Source organism: Paenibacillus sp. YPG26, from assembly GCF_023704175.1.
In the GTDB taxonomy this organism is placed as follows: Bacteria; Bacillota; Bacilli; order Paenibacillales; family Paenibacillaceae; genus Fontibacillus.
This window is the reverse complement of record NZ_CP084530.1, coordinates 3,760,675-3,779,609: the sequence shown is the minus strand read 5'-3', so window position 1 is coordinate 3,779,609 and position 18,935 is coordinate 3,760,675. Positions and strand designations below refer to the sequence as shown.

The window sequence follows — 18,935 nt, the reverse complement described above, 5'->3', positions numbered from 1 at the left end:
GCATTCCAAGTTATAAGTCAGGTGAGTTCGAAGCTAGAGCCAAGCCCGAAGTTCACGCTGGTATCTGCGAAGCAGTCCTGGGGAAGGGATGATAGGCCCGGCGCTCCGGAGGCCCCCGATCCGGAGGTTGCGGACCACGTGATAGGGGGCTGTCAGCAGGGCGAGAAGCAGGCGCAGCTCAGAGGTGCCCATAGGACGGTACCGCTGATAATACTCGATTAACCGAAGCATCCCCGCAGCGTTCCACAGGCAATTGCGATGCAGAATATGGGCCAGATCTTTAGTTCTGACATGCATGGAGGTGTTCTCGAAATCAATCAGGTGTATGGTATTCTTCCTGTCCTTGACCAGATTGGGGTAATTATAGTCTCCATGTATAAATGCACCGTTCACCTGCTCCTGCTGAACAGCTTCCAGCACCTTGGGCTGCTGCAAGAGCTCCAGCGCTTCATCACATTGTTCTACAAGGTGATTCGTTCTCGGGTGAGGAAGCAGCAGGTTCTTGTAATCGGATAGTTCACCCGGCAGCCTGGAATAGCGGATCCGTGACTCGGGTGCCTCCAGAGCCGGAAAGCCGGTGGCTAGAAGATGGAACTTGGCCAGGGTGGCTATCCCTCGTCTCAAGTCGCTGGTTCTTGCGAATTTGGGCTGCTGTCCATGTACCCAGTTCGTCAGGGTGTAATAAGTCCCCTCATGGCTGAGGTAAGCCGCCTGATCTACCGTAGGATAGACCTTCTGGCTCCGGGTGAACTGATGCTCATCCAGGCAGGACAGAACCCGCGTAATAAACCTGACCTCTTCTTCCGGGAAGTCATATGCTTTCAAGCAGTAGACGGCATGCCCGGTCTCTATCTTATAGACATCCTTGACCCGGGTCGCGCGGCGTATACGAATCCCGTACCCGGTCTCAACAATCGGCCAAAGCTGCATGTAGTACTCACTTCCCTCACTTAGGCATATCGCTTCTTGCTTAAATCCCTGTGGGTATTAGTCTATTCAAAGGTTGCGGATAGGTGATTTTTATATGGAGTAGGTACGAAAAAAATATTATTAAATCGACAATTTATGTCCTATCCTAGTTTGGTTATAAATGGTATATTGGTAACTGTGAATTCATAGATTTCATTTCGCAGGTGACCAGAATATATATGATTTGGAGGAGAATTAATGAAGAAAGCTCTAGCAGTCCTGTTCACATTGACCTTGGTATTCTCTTTTGGGACAAGCGCCTTTGCACAAAGCAGCAATTCGGACCTTGATGCCATTTACGAGCTGATTAACCAGACTAATGAACAGATTGAAGAGATTATTAAGGACGGTGTTGCTGCGGCTGACAAGCTGGAAGCGAAGTATCTGTCTGATATCCGCAAATTGGAAGTGAAGGATAAAGTCGCTCAACTGTTGAAGGATACAGGAAAGATAAGCGTAGTAGCCCAGGCTGGCCTTGAAGCGGCTGATAATCACGAAGCTGCCGCTCTTAGCGCCAAGATCCAAGCGGAGACAAGCAAGGTGGACCAGCAGATTCTTGTTATCCAACAAGATATTGAACAGGCTACAGCCCAGCTTATCACCCCGGATGTCCAGGATGCCGGCCTCGCTTCCGCTCGTATCAAGCAGCTTGAGGACAAGTTGAATCAAAGAACCGGAGATTACGAGGAACTAACCAATAAGTATACGGAAGATTTGAACAAAATTATTACAGATGTCTACGATACTACTTACGATTTGGCCACCTATGCCATTGAGAAGGCTGCTGAGCAGGGCCTCGTGGTAGAGCGTTACTGGAAGCTTGTTCGCTTCGCTGATCGGGAAGTATGGATCGACCCGGTTTGGGTTGTTGGAATAAATTAAGATTAGCCCTTCCTACCATCCACAAAATAGTATAATCTAGAGAAAAAACGAGTTCTTTTACGAGCTCGTTTTTTCTCATATAAGGGGGATCATAATGGATGGGTTCACAATCGGAAGGAAAGGGTCATTTCTTGAAGAAGTACACTTCGACAAGAATGAAATCAAGCTGCTTTCACGGGGAGATGGAGTAGAGGTTCTGCTTCAGACCATTGAGAAAGATAGATTGTTCTTTGTATATCCAAGTGATAATTCAAATGTAATGGAATTTTTCTATATATTGTCCGGCACGCTGGTATGCGAATTAGACGATGAGAAGATTGAACTTGGACCACATGATTATTATACGGCAAAAGGGCTTAAGGACCCGATTCATTTCACCGCACTGACCGATATTACGTACCTGTGGGTCATCACAGAGCAAACGTTTGTCCATCTGAGTAAGGATATCTCCAAGCTGATGAGCATGGTGAAGGAAGTGGAGAAGAAGGACCGCTACACCTATATGCATAGTGATCGGGTAGCGGAGTATGCGGTGAAGATCGCCAAGAAGCTGAAGCTGAATAAAGAACAGCTGGAGAATCTGTCTATCGCCTCCATTTTGCATGACATTGGCAAGATTCATATTCCTGAGGAGGTTCTGAATAAGCCGGGGCGCCTGACAGGTGACGAGTATGAAATGATCAAGAGACATCCCGCTGACGGGGCGGAAATGATCAAGGAGACCTACTACGGTGAGATTGCGCCTATTATTGAGCAGCATCATGAAAGGCTTAACGGGAGCGGTTACCCGCATGGGTTGACGGGGGAGGAGATCCTTCTCGAGGCCAAGATTATTGCGGTAAGCGACACGTTCGATGCGATGACCGAGGACCGGGCCTACCGTAAGGCTTCTGGCGCACAGGTGGCCATGGATGAGCTTCGGAGACTCACAGGCAGCCATTATGATAAGGCTGTTGTGGATGCTTTTGAGGATATTTTGAAAGAAGAGGGACGGATCTAGGGATACAGGTAATGGTGTAGATTTCAGAGACAAGGTTAATATATTTAAAAGTTGGGCCTTTGATCGGGAGTATGACGTGCCCCGGAAGTCAGGCCAACCTAAGAGGAGAGACCCGCATGCATAAAGAAGGATTTAACTACCACAGCTCCCAAGTCCTGAATGAGAAGTCTGTTCTTGCCGCCATTGAGCGGTCACTAGCCATGATCGAGTTCGATATCCAAGGAAATGTATTATGGGTAAATGAGAATTTCGCCAGAGCTATGGGTTATACCGCCGCAGAAATGCCGGGTATGCATCACCAGAGCTTCTGCACACCTGAATTCATACGCAGCCCTGAGTATTCAGGCTTCTGGGCGAACTTCAAGAAAGGTTATGCCTTTCAGGAGAAGATCATGCGCGTGGCCAAAGATGGAAGAATCTTATGGCTGGAGGCCACCTATACCCCCATTTACAATGAAGATGGGGAGGTTCATGCTGTCCTCAAGATTGCTACCGATATAACCTACCGGGAGAATGCCACTACCCGGTTAACCAGCGAGCTTCAGAATACGGCAGAGGATCTCCTGCGCAGGGCTGCCGCAGGCGTGGCCCGGAGTCAGGAAGTGGAGGCGGTCATGGGACAGGTGGCCAAGGAAGCACACGATAACCTAGCCTCGTTCGAGCTGCTGGAGAAGCAGAGCAATTCTATCCGGGGAATTGTTAAGACCGTTCGGGATATTGCGAACCGGACCAACCTGCTCGCTCTAAATGCCGCAATTGAGGCAGCTCATGCGGGTGAGCACGGAAGGGGCTTCAATGTGGTGGCGGGAGAAGTTCGCAAGCTGGCTCAGCAGGTACAGGAGGCTATACAGGAAGTGAATTCCTACACCGAGGGCATTACCAGCAAAGTCCTCGAGACACTAAGCGTGACCCAGCGTTCCCAAACCTCTATTGAAGATAGCCAGACCTGTATCCGGCAGGCTGTTGATGAATTTCTGGGTATCGGAGAAGCTGCACGACAGCTCGATGCCCAGGCCAAGGTACTTGCGGATACACTGTAACATCATCAGAGTCATGGACGCCACAGGCGTCCTTTTTTTATGGAGAGATTCGATCAGTTCTGTGCTTGCTATCCTGCTCAATGGCCTGGGTGCCCTCAGCCTGCCACAGTTCACTTTCGGGAGGCGGACCTGGTACAAGTCGCGTCCATTTACCACGCTGGATTACGCGGCACTTGGCCTGATTATAGTCGTTGGAGTGGTCGTGACACTGGTTACCTTCTATGATGGAACACGGTTTTATAACCCCTTTAAGTAGGATTACTGCATCTCAAGGAGATTCTGCCATGAGCTCTCAATCTTCCGCACCCCTTCGTCAACCGACTCCTTCCCGAAGAGCATGGCGTTCAGATTGGGGGTGAAGTCCATATACAGCTTGGAGCTCAGTGGAATCTTGGGCTGGGTCTTGGCTACATCCAGCTGGGCCCGGAAGCCTTGAACAAGAAGATCGGAGGCGAGTCTTGGATCTGTATAAGCGGCCTGCTGCGTCGGCAGAGTCTTGAACCTTTCGCTTTGGAGAATTTCAGTCTCCGTGCTTGTAAGGTAGCGAATCAACTCATAGCTCTCCTTCGGATGACGGCTGTATTTGTTAATGACCAGGCTGTGTCCCCCGATAGGAGATCCCTGCCCACCAGGTCCGCGCGGAATCGGGGCGATGCCGATATTGTCAGGGTTCTGGAACTCCTTACCCTTCAATACATCATGAATGGCCCAGGGACCATTAATCATCATAGCGGATCTGCCCTCGGTGAAGTCGTTCATCATCGTATAGTGCCAGTTGTTAAAGTTGTCGTATGGCTGGGTAACGCCTTCGCGCCGCAGCTTCAGCATGAATTCAAAAGCTTGCTTGGACCGGACCGAGGCGATCTGAATGTGTCCCTGGTCTGAAATCATATCCCCTCCGAAAGCCCATAGATAGGGCAAGGAGAAGTAAGAGTCCTCGGTGACGTACAGGCCGTACCTCTCTTTGCCGGTTAGCGCCTTAGCCATCTTCAGCAGTTCGTCCATCGTCTGCGGAGGCCGGGTGAAGCCTGCTTCTCGAAGGATCCTCTTGTTATACAGGAGAGCCGGCACTTCCATGACAGACGGGAAGCCATAGATATTCCCTTGGTATGTGGCTGCGTCCAACGCGGAACTGACGAACCCTGATGAGTCAGCACGGGGGCCAAGCGTATTCAGGGGATATATAATATTCAAATTCGCATATTCGGGAATCCAGGTATTATCTGCCCGGAAGATATCCACCTCTTGGTCACCCAGGACAGCAGTCTTGAATTCATTGGTCGCAAAAGGAAACTCGTGCATAGCTATATTGACTTTAATATTTGGATGTTCCTTCTCAAAAGCATTGATCCGCTCCTGGAAGAACGCAGTCTCAGGGCTCGGAGTGGTGGTCCAGAATGTCAGCGTCACAGGCTGCTTATCCTTGGAGCTTGTGCCTGAACAGGCTGCTAGACTGAGTAGTACTGCGATTATACCTATTACTGCCAGCTGTCTTCTCATGGGGTAAGACCCCCTTCGGTTACTTGATCATGCGCATACACACAGATGCGGTTTCTACCATGCTCTTTGGCCTGGTACAGCGCGTGGTCTGCTTCAATCAGCAGATCATCGGGGGCGTTCTCCCCGGTAGCGGTGAGGTTGGATATTCCAATGCTTACGGTAACAAATTCACTGATATCTGAACCGGTATGGGGAATACACTGTTCGGCCAGTGCCTTCTGGAAGTGTTCCGCAATCTGGCAGGCTTCCCCGCTTGTCTTGCCTGCCAACAGCACGGCGAACTCCTCTCCGCCATACCTGGCTGCCAGTCCGCCGGATTCTCTCACCTGCTCCTGCAGGAGGTCAGCGACCTGCTTGAGACATAGATCCCCGGCCTGATGGCCATATATATCGTTGAATCTCTTGAAACAATCAATATCTAACAAGATTAATGAGATGGGTCTGGACGCAGCCGCAGACTGAACCCATGCTTGCTCCAGCGACTCATCATAACAGCGGCGATTCGCAATTCCGGTCAGTCCATCCCTGAATGACAGCTGCTGAAGGAATTGATTGGAATCCATGACTGACCTAAGGGACTCGGTCATGGCATTGAAGGAGTTAGCCAGATCCGTAAGCTCGTCCTTGCTCTTGAAGTGAAGATCCGGAACCTGGAGATTGCCGCTGGCAACCGTCTGGGCATTGGAGCGCAGAAGCAGAATCCTGCGGATCAAGGAGTTCGAGAGCGCTATGGCAATGAAGAGCGAGAGCAGCGTAGCCAAGGAGACCATGAAGAGATTCATGATCTGAATCGTTCGTCCACTTGCCTCAATTCTACTCTTATACCCGTCAATCTGAGCCTGCTCGGATTTAGAGAAGGCATGCAGGGCAAAGGCGATCGGGTCATAGCTGATCTTGGTATAGTTGTTTTGGGCTTCCGTGACTTTCCCGGCTTTCTTCAGGTTCATAATATTCCGTCTGTCTGCGACGTAAGCCTTCCATTTGTCCCAGAATTGGCGGATCATGGCCAGATCTGAAGGCTCGGTAGTCATGTCTTCAAGCTTCCCGAATTCGTGATCGAGATATTTCACATTCGCTTCAAATTGTGATTTGAAGTCATCCTCTATATAGAGTGGAGCAAGCAAATAGTGGGCTCCGTTGTCATTAGCGGTTCGGGCAAAAAGGTTAAGTCTCTGAACAGCCTCAAGACGCTTCTCCGATACGAGAATGTCATTAGTAAAATGAACAATTCTCTGAGTCAAGATTGTAGATATAGAAGCTGTAACCAGAAACAGGACGATGATAATAAGGAAGCTGAAATACAGCTTTTTGCGAAGTGGTAATCTCAAATCAAGGAGTCCTCCGGTTATCATAAATTAGACTAAACATAGCCAAGTCTACCATTACGTCTATCATACCACTCAGAAGCCCCTTGCAGCAGGGTAAAAACACAATTCCGGCAGCTTTTGACCATAATGAGCGCACAGGGGGATAAACAGTTTTACATTTCGGTAATTATCGATATAATAGGGGTGGAAGATTAAACCAACCTAGTCAGTACGAATTAACTATACTAAATTTATTATATGGGAGGCAATCAAGTGACGAATCCATTATTTACACCTTTTCATGCGGGGAAGCTGGAGCTCCCTAACCGAATTGTGATGGCTCCGATGACACGTTCCCAATCGCCGGGAGGTGTACCAGGAGAGAATGTGGCGGAATATTATAGACGCCGGGCGGAGAATGGCGTAGGGCTCATTGTTACCGAGGGTACTGTAATTAATCACCCTGCGGCCACAGGGAATCCCAATGTGCCACGGTTCCATGGCGAGGATGCTCTAGACGGCTGGAAGAAAGTCGTGGATGCTGTACATAGCGCAGGTGGACGAATCATCCCGCAGATTTGGCATGTGGGTACAGATCGCAAGATCGGAGATTCACCTAATCCTGAAGCTCTGCCAATCGGGCCGTCAGGCATCAATATTCTTGGTGAGAAAGTGGTAGACCCTATGACGGAGGAAGAGATTGCCCAGGTCATTGCTGCTTATGCCCAGGCGGCTGCGGATGCCCAAAGAATAGGCTTCGACGGCGTGGAGATCCATGGGGCGCACGGTTACCTGATAGACCAATTCTTCTGGGAGAGAACGAACAAGCGCACCGACAAATACGGTGGTGATATGATTGGACGCACCCGGTTCGCTGTGGAAGTCATTGAGGCTTGCCGCAAGGCGGTAGGGCCGGACTTCCCGATTGTATTCCGATTCTCCCAGTGGAAGTCCTCCGTCTACACAGCCAAATTGGCAGAGACACCTGAGCTGCTCGGTCAATTTCTAGCTCCGCTTGTTGAAGCGGGCGTTGATGTGTTCCACTGCTCGACCCGCCGCTTCTGGGAGCCGGAATTCGAAGGCTCGGACCTGAACCTGGCTGGCTGGACCAAGAAGCTGACCGGGAAGCCTGTAATTACGGTCGGCTCCGTCGGTCTCGATACGGACTTTATGAGCGGTTTTACCGAGGGGAAGGGAGCTGGCAACACCAATATTGACGGGCTGCTGGAGCGGCTCAGCCGCGAAGAGTTCGACCTGGTCGCGGTTGGCCGCGCATTGCTGGTGGACCCCGCTTGGGCGGACAAGGTTCGCGAGGGCAAGCTGAATGAGTTAGTTCCTTTCTCAACTGAGGCCTTGGCGACATTATCTTAATAACAGCTGAATCCGGAGACTCCGTTCCCTTGTGGAATGGAGTCTGTTTTGGTGCGTATTTCTAGCCTGCAAATTCGAAGGTGCGCAGTTCGAATCAACCGAAACTTGTGAAATTTGTAACAAATACTTCATATTAAGTGCATTGAAAAATGATAATTATTACCATACAATTTAATCAATTGATAATAATTATCATTCTTATTCGGGGTGAAACCAATGAAATTAACAGAGATCGAGCTAAGCACACCGGTCCGCATCATAGATATGGCCTGCAGTAATCAGCTTGTAAGCAGAAGGCTGAACGATCTGGGGATTATGGAAGGGACACAGGTATCCATTATCAAAAGACTCCCTTTCGGTGGACCGATAACGTTAGAAGCAAGCAGCCAGTGGATATCTATCCGCCGGAGTGAGGCGCTTCAGATTCTAGTTGAAGCCGTATGAACAACATCGTTCTAGCCGGGAACCCAAATACAGGCAAGAGCTCTTTGTTCAACGCATTAACCGGCTCTTATGAATATGTGGGCAACTGGGCTGGTGTAACGGTAGAGAAGAAGATCGGTACGCTGAAGGCTGGCGGTGGCACGCTTGTAGACCTTCCAGGTCTCTATTCGCTGAACCCCCTCTCTCATGATGAAGAGGTTGCTTCCCGATTTCTGCTGGAGGAGTCTTTTGGCTCCATTCTTAACGTGGTGGATGCCTCACAGCTTGAACGGAATCTGAATCTGACGGTTCAGCTGCTGGAGTACGGCAAGCCGCTGGTGATCGCGCTGAATATGATGGATGTCGCGAAGCACAGCGGGCTTGAGATTGATACGACCCGATTATCGGATCTGCTGGGTGTACCGGTAATTCCTGTTGTAGCGAGGAGTGGCAAAGGAACTGGTCAGGTGCTTGAGGCGATAACCGGCTCTACGTCTGGTGAGGCATTAAAGCCTTACTTTATCTCATATGGAGAGCAGCTGGAGAATGCTATTACGAAGCTTATGGAGCAGCTGCCCGAGGAGACTCTGTCCCCGCGCTGGATGGCAGTTCAGTTCTTCGAGGGCAACTCCGTCGTTCGTGCTGCCCTGAAGGCAGCAGGTATGGATGAACATTGGCTGGACCAACTGTACAGGAATACAGAAATGGCTCATAGCCGTACATTTGGAGTAAGAACGCTGTCCCAATACATTCGCAAGCAGCGTGCAGACCACATTCATACTTATCTTGAACAATGTGTTAGGCATACCAAGGACGGTTACCACAGCTTCTCGGAGCGGATTGACCGGATCGTTACCGATAAGTTCCTTGGAATTCCGATCTTTCTGCTGTTCATGTATCTCACGTTCAAGCTAACCTTTGAGTGGATTGGGACCCCGTTATCCGACCTGCTGGATGCCTTCATTAACGGTCCGCTGCGCAGCGGAACCACCTGGCTGCTGGACAGCATAGGCGCGCACGATTTCATCAAAGCCCTTGTCTTTGAAGGGATATTTGCCGGAGTCGGCGGTGTTCTGGTTTTCGTACCGCAGATTTTTATCCTGTTCTTCATTATCTCATTCATCGAAGATTCCGGTTATATGGCCCGGATCGCTTCGGTTATGGACCGGTTGATGGAGCTGGTTGGCCTGAACGGCAAGACCTTCATTCCGCTGATCATTGGATTCGGTTGTAATGTGCCGGGGATTATGGCCGCTAGGACGATCGAACAGCCGAAGGAACGGCTGCTTACCATTATCCTCACCCCGCTGATGTCCTGTTCAGCACGGTTATCGGTCTATAGCCTGTTCGTGGGCATCTTCTTCAAGTCCAATCAGGCACTGGTCGTTCTCTCGCTGTACGTGCTTGGTGTTATCCTGGCGCTTCTTCTTGCGAAGCTGTTCTCATCGACCATTCTGAAGCAGCAGGAATCAATGTTCGTGGTGGAGCTTCCCCCCTACCGGATTCCGCAGTGGAAGACGCTGTCGCGGAGCACCTGGGAGAAGGGCAAGGGCTTTGTCCGCAAAGCCGGCACCTTCATCTTTGGCGGATCTGTGCTGATCTGGCTGTTAAGCTATACGGGCCCGCAGGGCCTCAACGTGGCTATGGATCAGAGCTTCCTGGCCGGAATTGGCGGCTTGATCGGACAGGTGCTTACCCCGCTTGGCTTTGGCAGCTGGCAGGCTGGCGCCGCTCTGATCACCGGGTTCCTGGCCAAGGAAGTGGTGGTCTCCACGATGAATATTATCTATGCCGCACCGGATACAGCTGCGCTGCAGGGGCTGCTGGCAGGTCATTTCACAGCTCTGCAGGCCTACTCCTTCATGGCATTCATCCTGCTCTATGTGCCTTGTCTGGCAACCGTTGGGGTTATCCGCAAAGAAACGATGTCCGCCCGGTGGACCTGGTTCTCCGTGCTGTATGCGCTGGTGATTGCCTATATGGTTTCTTATATCATTACACTTGTCGGAAGAGCTCTCGGTTACAACTAATCACGGGCAAAAGGGAAGGGATACCATGGTAGCGAGTATTGTGATTGGCGCAGCTGTGTTTGGATACGCGGGCTGGACACTGACCTCCTATATACGCAAGACGAAGAAAGGCAAATGCGCTGGCTGTTCACTGGCGAAGTCCTGTGCAGCCGCGTGTAATGAGGTTGACTCTGCTTCTAAATGAAGGCATACACTGCAAGGAACTGCATAGATATATAGCATGTCATGGCTTGGCAGAAGAACATGAGACTTCGCTATAAGGTATGGTAGAATAACCATAAATAAATTCAAGAGGTGATGATCCTTGATCGGACGCAGCGGCAATCCGACTTTGAATGACAACACTTTTGGGCGAAGCGGGCATTATTCGGGACAGAATCAAATGACCATTGACGGCACCGTGAACAAAACCATGATTACACTGGTGATGTTGTTGGGCGGGGCATTCGGTACCTGGTCCATGCATTTCAGCGGGGGTAATGCCCTTCCTTATATGATAGGCGGAGCTATCGCTGGATTGCTGCTGGCCTTGATTATCAGCTTCGTGCCTACCACGGCTCCTTATCTGGTGCCTGTCTATGCAATTGCGGAAGGCATGTTCCTGGGCGGGCTCTCAGCGCGGTTCGAGACATTGTATAACGGGATTACCCTGCAGGCGGCCCTGCTGACGATGGGGGTGTTCATTACCCTGCTATTGGCGTACAAGACCCGGCTTATCAAGGCAACCGAGAACTTTAAGCTAGGTGTGATCGCAGCAACGGGCGGAGTTCTGCTGGTGTACCTGCTGAGCTTCATCTTGGGGATGTTCGGCATTACGATTCCTTACCTGCACGACAACAGTCTGGTTGGGATCGGAATATCTATTGTGATCGTAATTATTGCGGCACTCAATCTGGTGCTGGATTTCGATTTCATTGAACAAGGAGCCGGACAGGGTGCTCCCAAATATATGGAATGGTACGGAGCATTCGGCCTGGTGGTCACTCTCGTGTGGCTGTATGTGGAGATGCTTCGCCTGCTTGCCAAGGTATTCAGCCGGAATTAGGCCGTGCCTCATTCGTACGTATGCCATATAAAGAGGTAGATAGAGGTCATCCCCTTAGGATGGCCTCTATGATGTGATTTCACTCCTAATTTATGCTAAAGTGGGGGATGTAAGCTATTACTAGGGAGGTTATTTCATATGGAAAATAACAATCATGATGCACTACCGCCTAAATCTTGTACGATTGAACGCCTGATTACACAGCAGCCTGATATTGACAAGGCCCTTGCCGGGAAGAAGACCGCTACCCGCCGCAACGGCCGTTACGCGGATGTGGGAGAGATTATGATCCTTGAAGGCCGCAGCTTCGTGGTGAACAAGGTCTATTCACAGTCTCTTGGCGAATTAACGGATGAGCATGCTGTTCAAGAGGGGTATGCAACCGTGGAGGAGTACAAGAATTCGATTCTATCCTATCATCCGGGAATGCCTTGGCTGCCGCAAATGCGCGTGTGGGTTCACGAGTTCAGCCCGGTTCAGGACTAACAATCAACGTGAATCTATTGTATACACTGCTGCTTTATATTCATATACTCAGTGCCGTTGCTTCCATCGGGCCTTTCTTCGTTCTCATCTCCCTCGCTCGGAGAATGCGGACAGCAGAGGGGCCGGAGCTGGGCGCCTATATTACTACGTTCAGATCTTCGACCCGGCTGGTCAAGCATATGGGACATGTTCTGGTGGTATCCGGTATCCTGCTAGCGTACATGGCGGGCTACGCCTGGGATACTCCGTGGATCGTCGCCACCCTTCTAGTAATGGCTGGATCCATTGTATTTCTGGCGCGTGCATTCACGCCGAAGCTTCGGCAATTCTCGAAGCCTGATTATAATCAGGAACTGCTGGTACAGCAGCTGGTCCGGTCGGTATGGATGTATTTGGTGATCCTATTAATCATGTTATGGTTAATGGTGGCTAAGCCCCAATTGTGGTAGGAGGGGAAGGATGCCGCATTGCCCTGCGGATCTGGAATCATATCTATGTTATATATGGACTGCCTCATGTGACGGCAGGAACAACTCTCCAAGCCCAGATAATCAGGCAGCATGAGGCCTGCCTAGCCCCGTTAATGCAGAATGTCTTCAAGAGTGCTCTCCAGCTTGGCAAAATCAAATTCAAACCCTGCTCGCACAAGCCGCTCCGGAATAACCCAGCGGCTCTTCAGGATGAGCTCGGTCTCCGTGCCAAGAAAAAGGGCGCCAGCCTCAAGCATCCACTTCGCTGCGGGAAGCCCGAAGCTTCGGTTCATGGCGGTTCGCAGCTGGCTCATCAGCTCCCGGTTGGTTACAGGATGGGGAGAAGAGCAGTTGAATACCCCGCTTAGATCCTCTCTCTCCTGGAGGAACAGCATAATACGGAATAAATCCTCGATATGAATCCAGCTGAATTTCTGTTGGCCTGATCCCTGGATGCCGCCAAGTCCGAAGCGGACCAGATTCTGATAGGGGGTCATGACACCACCATCCGCGCCAAGAACAATGGCGATTCGCAGGGCTGCCTGGCGGGTTCGCGGCAGCTTGAACGAGAAGAAGGCTTTCTCCCAGGCTTGGGCTACCTCTACAGAGAACCCTGATCCAATCTCACCGGCCTCCTCAGTCATAGGACGGTCTTCAGCATGCCGGTATATCGTAGCAGTACTGGAGTTCAGCCACAGTGGAGGCGGAGTCTGACACGCCAGCAGAGCATGGCCCATAATTTGTGTTGTCTCCGTTCTGGACTCCATAATCGCTTCCTTGTTCCTTCGGTTATACCTGCAGTTCACAGACTTTCCTGCAAGATTGATCAGCATCTCGGAGTTGTCCAAGGCATTGGTAATGCCGGGAAGGTCGCTCCAGGAAATATGCTGAGGCTGTCTCGAGATGATGAGAACTTCCTTGCCGAGACTATGGAACTTCTCTTGCAGATATTTGCCTATAAAGCCGGTTCCTCCGGCGATAATGATTTTTGGACGCATCCCCAACACCCCATTTCACTTTATTGCAAGCGCATATACCTCATTTTACCATGTGGTGGCAAGATAGAGCGTGGAGACGATAATCCGGCTGGAGAGCAGTTGTGCATTACTTCTAGCCCATTTGATAATGTCTTCTCAACAGAAATCGCCCTCCGGCATGCCAGGGAGGCAGCCGGAAGGCGATTCAGTCACCTATGTGTTGTTAATCCAGATTATCTGTTAACTGTGTAGTTACTGCCGTAATTGTTATCCCAATAGGTTTGTCCATTTACAGTGTAAGAAATGGCATATTTAATCTGGGACACACCGGAGTCAATGTTGTTGAAGCTGAAGTGCCATTCTTGCACGCTGCCATCGGAGTTAGCCGGCGCATAGTAAGAGGCGTAGCCTTCTTTGGTTGTATTCCAGTTATCTGTGGTGTAACGGACTTTAACGGTCTTGGTGTAATCCAGGTTCTTAAGGTATACACCGCCTGAGAAGGTGTTCTGGGACAAAGAATCGAAAGCCTTAAGGACGTTCGGCTTGCCAAGAATAGTTGAGCTCATGTTATAACGGCTGACCGAATAGTTCTGCCCGTTGTTGTTATCCCAGTAGGTTTGACCGCCAACTTCATACTTGATTGCAAATTGAACTTTTTGGACATTAAGCAGCTGAGGGTTTGTAGTATCCCCGCTGTAAGTGGACACAGAGAAATTCCATTTCTCATGAGTGGAGTCTGTAGGACCTTGATAGGAAGCAGGTGTATCATACCATTTGCCATCTCCAGGAGTATAATGGATGGTTACTTTCTTCTGATAGTCCAGGTTGCTTACTTCAACATTACCGCTGAAAGCCACGTAGCCATACTTGTAAGCATACAGATTGGCTGAAATCAATTGTGCCGGTTGTTCACTTGCAAAAGCGGATTGTGCAAACGTTAGCGCAAAAATCGCTAAAAAAGCGACGCCCGACAGGTACTTCTTCATTTTTCCTAGCATTCTCTACCATCTCCTATTTATATATTTGTATTTCATAGTTAAAATACCACTAAATATTCCAAAAATAAACAACAAAATGGTTAAATTTTTGTAAAAGTGTAAAACGCTTCCAAGGGTAAAATTGTAACTTTTTCTATACATATCGAATCCCACTCCATTGAAATTTGCGAGAGAACATGATTCCACTCTGTTGTATATCAGCTTCCCTCATCCTTGGAAATTGACGGTCCTGTACGGACCCGGTAATATCTGTCTTACGGAGGTGATCTTGCACATGAATACACTGCTGCTGCTCGGTGGAATTATGATGTTCCTCGCCGTTGCTCTCGGTGCCTTTGGCGCGCATGCGCTGAAAGAGAAGCTGTCTGAGGATATGATGAAGGTGTATCAGACGGGAATTCAGTATCATTTGATTCACGGTGTAGGGTTATTGCTGCTCGGGGTTCTCGCAGGTCAAATGAATGAATCTCATCAAATCATCCTTGCCGGCTGGTTCCTGTTCGCGGGGATTCTGCTCTTCTCAGGCAGCTTGTATGCGCTCAGTCTGTCGGGTATCCGGAAGCTGGGTGCCATTACGCCGCTTGGCGGGCTTGCGTTCCTGGCGGGATGGGGAATTCTGATTGCCGCAGTTATACAAGGCTCGTAACAGGCTGGATCTACCCGGCACAGAGGGGGTCCACCCGGCGTAGAGAGGTTGTCCAATAGAAAAGGCGGGGCGTATAGCTCCCGTCTTCTTTGGCATGTCAGCAAGGGTGACCAGGAATTAGAGATGAGACCATTGCTGCAGCACCCGAATCGCCTGTTTACGCTCAGGCCAGGTCCTCACAAAGATATCCATCATCTCCCGGTTCTTGGTATGGCTCGGAAAGCGTGCGCCATTCCATGCTTCTTGGGGCAGGCTGAACAATAGCGTGATCAGCCTGCGTTCAGATCTGGACAGGGGGCGGACTTCTTCGTAGCCCAATAGGAAGGACTGGATGAATTCAGGATTGAATTGACATGTATTGCGCAGTGCCTTGGCCATGTCAAGATAACTTGACCCCAGCTTAACCCGATCCCAGTCGATGATATATAAATGACCGTTCTCCGAGATTACGACATTCAGCGTGGTAATATCGCCGTGAACCAGAGAGGGACGACGGGCATCCTTTAGGAGGAGCTTTGCCATGGATGGCCGCTTGAAATAAGCCCAAGCCTGCTTGGACAGGCGGTTACACGCGGGGCCATGTAACTGGTACCATCCAAAGTGAGGCGCCTTCTGCAGGATCGCCGCAGCCATATATCTCTGGAAGCTGCCCGATCTGGCCTTCCACCCGGGAAGATAGCTAAGGATGGACGAATTAGGTCCCTTGGAGGGGGTTGGTGAGACAAGATGCAGGTTAGCCAGGGCACGGCCAAGTGCTGTGTAATCTTGAGCCAGCTCCATCCTCCGTCCTTGAATCCATTCCGTCATATACAAGGGGGTTCCTTTGAGCTCTATCCAGTACCGTCCGGTACTTGTGCGGAGCCACCGGGGCATATTACGGTACTTTTTTTGCTTAAGACGCTTGATGTGGCGCACAGTAGTTCTGATCTGCTGCATGGCGTTGGTACTCGAAGCTTCGCTCTTTCTGTAGGGCTTCAGCGCATAGCCGCCAGTGCTGGTTGTCACCTGATAGACAGCATTCCTGCGGTATAAGGAGGATACAGGTACGGCCTTTAGCGGAGTCAGGCCGAAGTGCCGGGTAATCCGGTGTATTTCTTTCTGGGTATACGGGTGTGCCATACGTGATCTCGCTCCTCTTTGTCTCAGACAGGTCCTGTATAAGTTGAATTTAAGAATTACCAACAGGCAAGAGTGTGAAAGGATTCTGGGGATGTAAATGAGCTGCTCAACTTATATATATGATTAATTTATTCACAGGGGCAGCAATGGAATGGCCGGATATCTGCTGAGCCTGGCGCCTATTTTGTACACGGAGGGTTAACCGCGTTCTGAAAGGACGTAACTTTTCTGGAAATCATGCCTCAGGCCTTGTGTTCACAAAAAAAGTCTGGGACAATAATATAGATTGGGCGAGTTGTAGTTCCAGGGAAGAAATACAGAATTCGAGCGTTTGGAAAGAGGATCAATTATTATGGATAAAGTAAATACGAATAAAGTAACTATATATGGCTTGACGTTTGAACAGCTGACCGCTTGGCTTGAGGAGCGCGGGCATCGTAAGTTCCGGGCTTCCCAGGTATGGGATTACCTCTATGTGAAGCGCGTGACGGACTTCGCGGAGATGACAGAGGTGAATCCGGAGTGCGTTCAGCTGCTTGCGGACCACTTCGTCATTCAGACGCTGGCCGAGCATGTGAAGCAGGAGTCCAAGGACGGGACGATTAAGTTCCTGTTCAGATTGCAGGATGGGAATCTGATCGAGACTGTGCTGATGAGACATAAGTTCGGCCTGTCGGTATGTGTAACGACGCAGGTGGGCTGCAATATCGGATGCAGCTTCTGCGCGAGCGGGCTGCTGAAGAAGAGCCGGGATTTGTCCGGCGGAGAAGTTGTAGAGCAGATTATGAAGGTTCAGCTGCATCTGGATGCTGCTGGGCAAGGCGAACGGGTCAGTCACATCGTTGTGATGGGGATTGGCGAGCCGTTCGACAATTTCACGAATATGGTGAACTTCATTCAGATTGTGAAGGACCAGAAGGGGCTCGCGATTGCAGCGAGACACATCACTGTATCGACCAGCGGTCTGGCGGACAAGATCAAGGAATTCGCAGATACCGATCTGCGTGTGAATCTGGCGATCTCCCTGCACGCCCCGAACAATGAGATTCGCACCCGGATCATGAAGATCAACCGGGCGATTCCGATCGAGAAGCTGATGGAGGCTATTGACTACTATCTGGAGCGGACTAACCGCAGAATTACCCTTGAATATATCATGCTCAAGGACATCAATGATCAGAGAGAGCATGCACTGGAGCTGGCTGAGCTGATTGGTGACCGCCGCAGTCTGGCCAACGTGAACCTGATCCCGTACAATCCGGTTGATGAGCACAGCCAATATCAGCGTCCGGAACGGGAGACGATCCGCGCGTTCTACGATACCCTCAAGAAGCAGAATGTCAGTGTGAGTGTACGGTTAGAACACGGCACGGATATTGACGCCGCCTGCGGACAGCTTAGAAGCAAGCAGATTAAGAAAGACCAGGGTCCTGTGACGGTAGGCTAGATTCGCTTGGATATGCCGAATAACTAATAACTGTGACCGATTATATTATCAAGACTTAGTTGCAACAGAAAGAGTGCCGTTAGGCACTCTTTTTCTATTACATGTAAATGAGGATATGAACAGCAGTTGAGCGATCTGTTGGGAGTGAACTATTTATTGAACTCACTGGCAGGTGATTGACAACAACACAAAATAATTGAATTATTATCAACGGATATCCATAATTATACATAACGATTTTTATCAGGCTGAATTTTCACTAGTTGACGAGAAACTGGCATTTAATGCGGGGAAGAGTATTGATCACAATAGGGGACGAGCGGAACATGAATGTGGAAGTGTATACGTTAAATGCATTTGCGAAAGGTGAGCATGGCGGTAATCCAGCAGGTGTTGTCTTGGAGAATGACCTTTCGTTGGATGTTGCTGAAATGCAGCTCATAGCGAAGGAATTAGGCTATTCGGAGACGGCCTTTATGGAGAAATCCCTTCTTGCGGATTACAAAATTCGTTATTTCACCCCCATCAGTGAAGTTGATCTGTGCGGACACGCAACGATCGCTGCATTTGGACTTATGCATTCGTTAGGTTTGGCAAAGGAAGAGACTTCCTACACGATAGAAACCAAAGCAGGGATATTGGACGTTGTTATAAGCTCCGGGGGTCTTGTTTATTTGTCACAGGCGCTACCACAATTTCTTGAAAGGATATCCTGTGAGGAAATTGCCCCATCTTTAGGGATAGATGCCAAGGATCTGGAGACCGGGTTGCCTATCCAGATTGTCTCGACAGGACTGCGGGACATCTTGATCCCGATCAGCAGCAGGAAGCTCTTGAATGAGGTTCAACCAGATTTTGACGCCATCACCGCCATTAGTGAAAAATATGATGTGATTGGATATCACCTGTTCACAATGGATGCTCCAGACGGTGCTGCTGCGGAATGTCGGAATTTTGCGCCGCTGTACGATATTCCCGAGGAGAGCGCGACAGGAACATCCAACGGTGCTCTGATCAGCTATTTGTACCATCATGGTAAGCGGTCTTTCCGGGAAGTGGAGCAAGTCGTATTCAGGCAAGGGTATTCGATGGACTGTCCTTCTGAAATCAAGGCAGGATTGCGCCTGAGCGAGAGCGGTGAAATCATCCAGGTTCTGGTTGGCGGTGCAGTGGCTTGCATTGAGCGCAGACACTTGATAAAAAGATGAGGTGGCATGAAGGTTAA

20 protein-coding genes are annotated in these 18,935 nt (G+C 49.9%); 14 read left to right on the top strand and 6 right to left on the bottom strand.

Annotated features, from left to right (window positions below):
• Window positions 1-33 precede the first annotated feature (33 nt).
• Window positions 34-930 (bottom strand): phosphotransferase, encoded by an 897-nt coding sequence (locus LDO05_RS17935; RefSeq protein ID WP_251376667.1) that lies wholly within the window; start codon window positions 928-930, stop codon window positions 34-36.
• 237 nt (window positions 931-1,167) lie between these two features.
• Here LDO05_RS17935 and LDO05_RS17930 point away from each other — a divergent pair, with 237 nt between their 5' ends.
• The 4 genes from LDO05_RS17930 (at window position 1,168) to LDO05_RS17910 (ending at window position 4,147) form a co-directional block, all read left to right on the top strand.
• The gene (locus LDO05_RS17930) at window positions 1,168-1,851 is read left to right on the top strand and encodes a hypothetical protein (protein WP_251376666.1); all 684 of its coding nucleotides are present in this window, start codon (window positions 1,168-1,170) and stop codon (window positions 1,849-1,851) included.
• Between the two features lie 94 nt (window positions 1,852-1,945).
• Window positions 1,946-2,851, top strand: a complete 906-nt coding sequence (locus LDO05_RS17925; protein WP_251376665.1) for an HD domain-containing phosphohydrolase — start codon at window positions 1,946-1,948, stop codon at window positions 2,849-2,851.
• Window positions 2,852-2,967: 116 nt separating this feature from the next.
• Window positions 2,968-3,891, top strand: a complete 924-nt coding sequence (locus tag LDO05_RS18875) for a methyl-accepting chemotaxis protein (RefSeq protein ID WP_276575525.1) — start codon at window positions 2,968-2,970, stop codon at window positions 3,889-3,891.
• 13 nt (window positions 3,892-3,904) lie between these two features.
• Window positions 3,905-4,147 carry a hypothetical protein gene (locus tag LDO05_RS17910; protein ID WP_251376664.1) on the top strand — a complete coding sequence of 81 codons (243 nt, stop codon included), beginning with the start codon at window positions 3,905-3,907 and terminating at the stop codon, window positions 4,145-4,147.
• Between the two features lie 2 nt (window positions 4,148-4,149).
• Here the strand turns inward: LDO05_RS17910 and LDO05_RS17905 are convergent, their stop codons facing one another.
• Together LDO05_RS17905 and LDO05_RS17900 are read right to left on the bottom strand one after the other, a co-directional pair.
• The gene (locus tag LDO05_RS17905; RefSeq protein ID WP_251376663.1) at window positions 4,150-5,391 is read right to left on the bottom strand and encodes an extracellular solute-binding protein; all 1,242 of its coding nucleotides are present in this window, start codon (window positions 5,389-5,391) and stop codon (window positions 4,150-4,152) included.
• A complete protein-coding gene (locus LDO05_RS17900) occupies window positions 5,388-6,719 on the bottom strand; it encodes a diguanylate cyclase domain-containing protein (protein WP_251376662.1) in 1,332 nt (443 codons plus the stop codon). Before LDO05_RS17900 ends, LDO05_RS17905 begins: the two co-directional genes overlap by 4 nt.
• A gap of 237 nt (window positions 6,720-6,956) precedes the next feature.
• Here LDO05_RS17900 and LDO05_RS17895 point away from each other — a divergent pair, with 237 nt between their 5' ends.
• The 7 genes from LDO05_RS17895 (at window position 6,957) to LDO05_RS17865 (ending at window position 12,502) form a co-directional block, all read left to right on the top strand.
• Entirely contained in the window at window positions 6,957-8,069 is a 1,113-nt protein-coding gene (locus LDO05_RS17895; RefSeq protein WP_251376661.1) for an NADH:flavin oxidoreductase, read from the top strand.
• A 216-nt stretch (window positions 8,070-8,285) separates the two neighbouring features.
• Entirely contained in the window at window positions 8,286-8,513 is a 228-nt protein-coding gene (locus LDO05_RS17890) for a FeoA family protein (protein WP_251376660.1), read from the top strand.
• Window positions 8,510-10,522: a ferrous iron transport protein B gene (gene feoB / locus LDO05_RS17885; RefSeq protein WP_251376659.1), complete on the top strand. Its 2,013-nt coding sequence runs from the start codon at window positions 8,510-8,512 to the stop codon at window positions 10,520-10,522. Before LDO05_RS17890 ends, feoB begins: the two co-directional genes overlap by 4 nt.
• Window positions 10,523-10,547: 25 nt before the next feature.
• Window positions 10,548-10,706: a FeoB-associated Cys-rich membrane protein gene (locus tag LDO05_RS17880; protein WP_251376658.1), complete on the top strand. Its 159-nt coding sequence runs from the start codon at window positions 10,548-10,550 to the stop codon at window positions 10,704-10,706.
• Window positions 10,707-10,826: 120 nt separating this feature from the next.
• Window positions 10,827-11,567 carry a Bax inhibitor-1/YccA family protein gene (locus tag LDO05_RS17875; RefSeq protein ID WP_251376657.1) on the top strand — a complete coding sequence of 247 codons (741 nt, stop codon included), beginning with the start codon at window positions 10,827-10,829 and terminating at the stop codon, window positions 11,565-11,567.
• A 138-nt stretch (window positions 11,568-11,705) separates the two neighbouring features.
• Window positions 11,706-12,053: an ASCH domain-containing protein gene (locus LDO05_RS17870; protein WP_251376656.1), complete on the top strand. Its 348-nt coding sequence runs from the start codon at window positions 11,706-11,708 to the stop codon at window positions 12,051-12,053.
• A gap of 8 nt (window positions 12,054-12,061) precedes the next feature.
• Window positions 12,062-12,502, top strand: a complete 441-nt coding sequence (locus LDO05_RS17865) for a DUF2269 family protein (RefSeq protein ID WP_251376655.1) — start codon at window positions 12,062-12,064, stop codon at window positions 12,500-12,502.
• Between the two features lie 131 nt (window positions 12,503-12,633).
• On the opposite strand, the gene LDO05_RS17860 is transcribed toward LDO05_RS17865, so the two are convergent.
• On the bottom strand, window positions 12,634-13,521 hold the full coding sequence (locus LDO05_RS17860; protein WP_251376654.1) for a TIGR01777 family oxidoreductase: 888 nt from the start codon (window positions 13,519-13,521) through the stop codon (window positions 12,634-12,636).
• Window positions 13,522-13,733: 212 nt separating this feature from the next.
• Window positions 13,734-14,498, bottom strand: coding sequence for a carbohydrate-binding protein (locus LDO05_RS17855; RefSeq protein ID WP_251376653.1), 765 nt, complete (start codon window positions 14,496-14,498; stop codon window positions 13,734-13,736).
• A 274-nt stretch (window positions 14,499-14,772) separates the two neighbouring features.
• Here LDO05_RS17855 and LDO05_RS17850 point away from each other — a divergent pair, with 274 nt between their 5' ends.
• Window positions 14,773-15,144, top strand: coding sequence for a DUF423 domain-containing protein (locus tag LDO05_RS17850; RefSeq protein ID WP_251376652.1), 372 nt, complete (start codon window positions 14,773-14,775; stop codon window positions 15,142-15,144).
• Between the two features lie 117 nt (window positions 15,145-15,261).
• On the opposite strand, the gene LDO05_RS17845 is transcribed toward LDO05_RS17850, so the two are convergent.
• Window positions 15,262-16,263: an aminoglycoside phosphotransferase family protein gene (locus LDO05_RS17845; protein WP_251376651.1), complete on the bottom strand. Its 1,002-nt coding sequence runs from the start codon at window positions 16,261-16,263 to the stop codon at window positions 15,262-15,264.
• Window positions 16,264-16,615: 352 nt separating this feature from the next.
• On the opposite strand from LDO05_RS17845, the gene rlmN reads away from it, so the two are divergent.
• Window positions 16,616-17,710: a dual-specificity RNA methyltransferase RlmN gene (gene rlmN / locus LDO05_RS17840; protein WP_251376650.1), complete on the top strand. Its 1,095-nt coding sequence runs from the start codon at window positions 16,616-16,618 to the stop codon at window positions 17,708-17,710.
• Between the two features lie 326 nt (window positions 17,711-18,036).
• Window positions 18,037-18,918 carry a PhzF family phenazine biosynthesis protein gene (locus tag LDO05_RS17835; RefSeq protein ID WP_251378778.1) on the top strand — a complete coding sequence of 294 codons (882 nt, stop codon included), beginning with the start codon at window positions 18,037-18,039 and terminating at the stop codon, window positions 18,916-18,918.
• Window positions 18,919-18,935 lie beyond the last annotated feature (17 nt).

Coding starts and splice junctions, on each gene's coding strand:
- LDO05_RS17905 (WP_251376663.1), bottom strand. CDS start 5,391: ATGAGAAGACAGCTGGCAGTAATAGGTATAATCGCAGTACTACTCAGT.
- LDO05_RS17855 (WP_251376653.1), bottom strand. CDS start 14,498: ATGCTAGGAAAAATGAAGAAGTACCTGTCGGGCGTCGCTTTTTTAGCG.
- LDO05_RS17870 (WP_251376656.1), top strand. CDS start 11,706: ATGGAAAATAACAATCATGATGCACTACCGCCTAAATCTTGTACGATT.
- LDO05_RS18875 (WP_276575525.1), top strand. CDS start 2,968: ATGCATAAAGAAGGATTTAACTACCACAGCTCCCAAGTCCTGAATGAG.
- LDO05_RS17910 (WP_251376664.1), top strand. CDS start 3,905: ATGGACGCCACAGGCGTCCTTTTTTTATGGAGAGATTCGATCAGTTCT.
- LDO05_RS17925 (WP_251376665.1), top strand. CDS start 1,946: ATGGATGGGTTCACAATCGGAAGGAAAGGGTCATTTCTTGAAGAAGTA.
- LDO05_RS17850 (WP_251376652.1), top strand. CDS start 14,773: ATGAATACACTGCTGCTGCTCGGTGGAATTATGATGTTCCTCGCCGTT.
- feoB (WP_251376659.1), top strand. CDS start 8,510: ATGAACAACATCGTTCTAGCCGGGAACCCAAATACAGGCAAGAGCTCT.
- rlmN (WP_251376650.1), top strand. CDS start 16,616: ATGGATAAAGTAAATACGAATAAAGTAACTATATATGGCTTGACGTTT.
- LDO05_RS17880 (WP_251376658.1), top strand. CDS start 10,548: ATGGTAGCGAGTATTGTGATTGGCGCAGCTGTGTTTGGATACGCGGGC.
- LDO05_RS17835 (WP_251378778.1), top strand. CDS start 18,037: ATGAATGTGGAAGTGTATACGTTAAATGCATTTGCGAAAGGTGAGCAT.
- LDO05_RS17930 (WP_251376666.1), top strand. CDS start 1,168: ATGAAGAAAGCTCTAGCAGTCCTGTTCACATTGACCTTGGTATTCTCT.
- LDO05_RS17890 (WP_251376660.1), top strand. CDS start 8,286: ATGAAATTAACAGAGATCGAGCTAAGCACACCGGTCCGCATCATAGAT.
- LDO05_RS17895 (WP_251376661.1), top strand. CDS start 6,957: ATGGGAGGCAATCAAGTGACGAATCCATTATTTACACCTTTTCATGCG.
- LDO05_RS17860 (WP_251376654.1), bottom strand. CDS start 13,521: ATGCGTCCAAAAATCATTATCGCCGGAGGAACCGGCTTTATAGGCAAA.
- LDO05_RS17845 (WP_251376651.1), bottom strand. CDS start 16,263: ATGGCACACCCGTATACCCAGAAAGAAATACACCGGATTACCCGGCAC.
- LDO05_RS17935 (WP_251376667.1), bottom strand. CDS start 930: ATGCAGCTTTGGCCGATTGTTGAGACCGGGTACGGGATTCGTATACGC.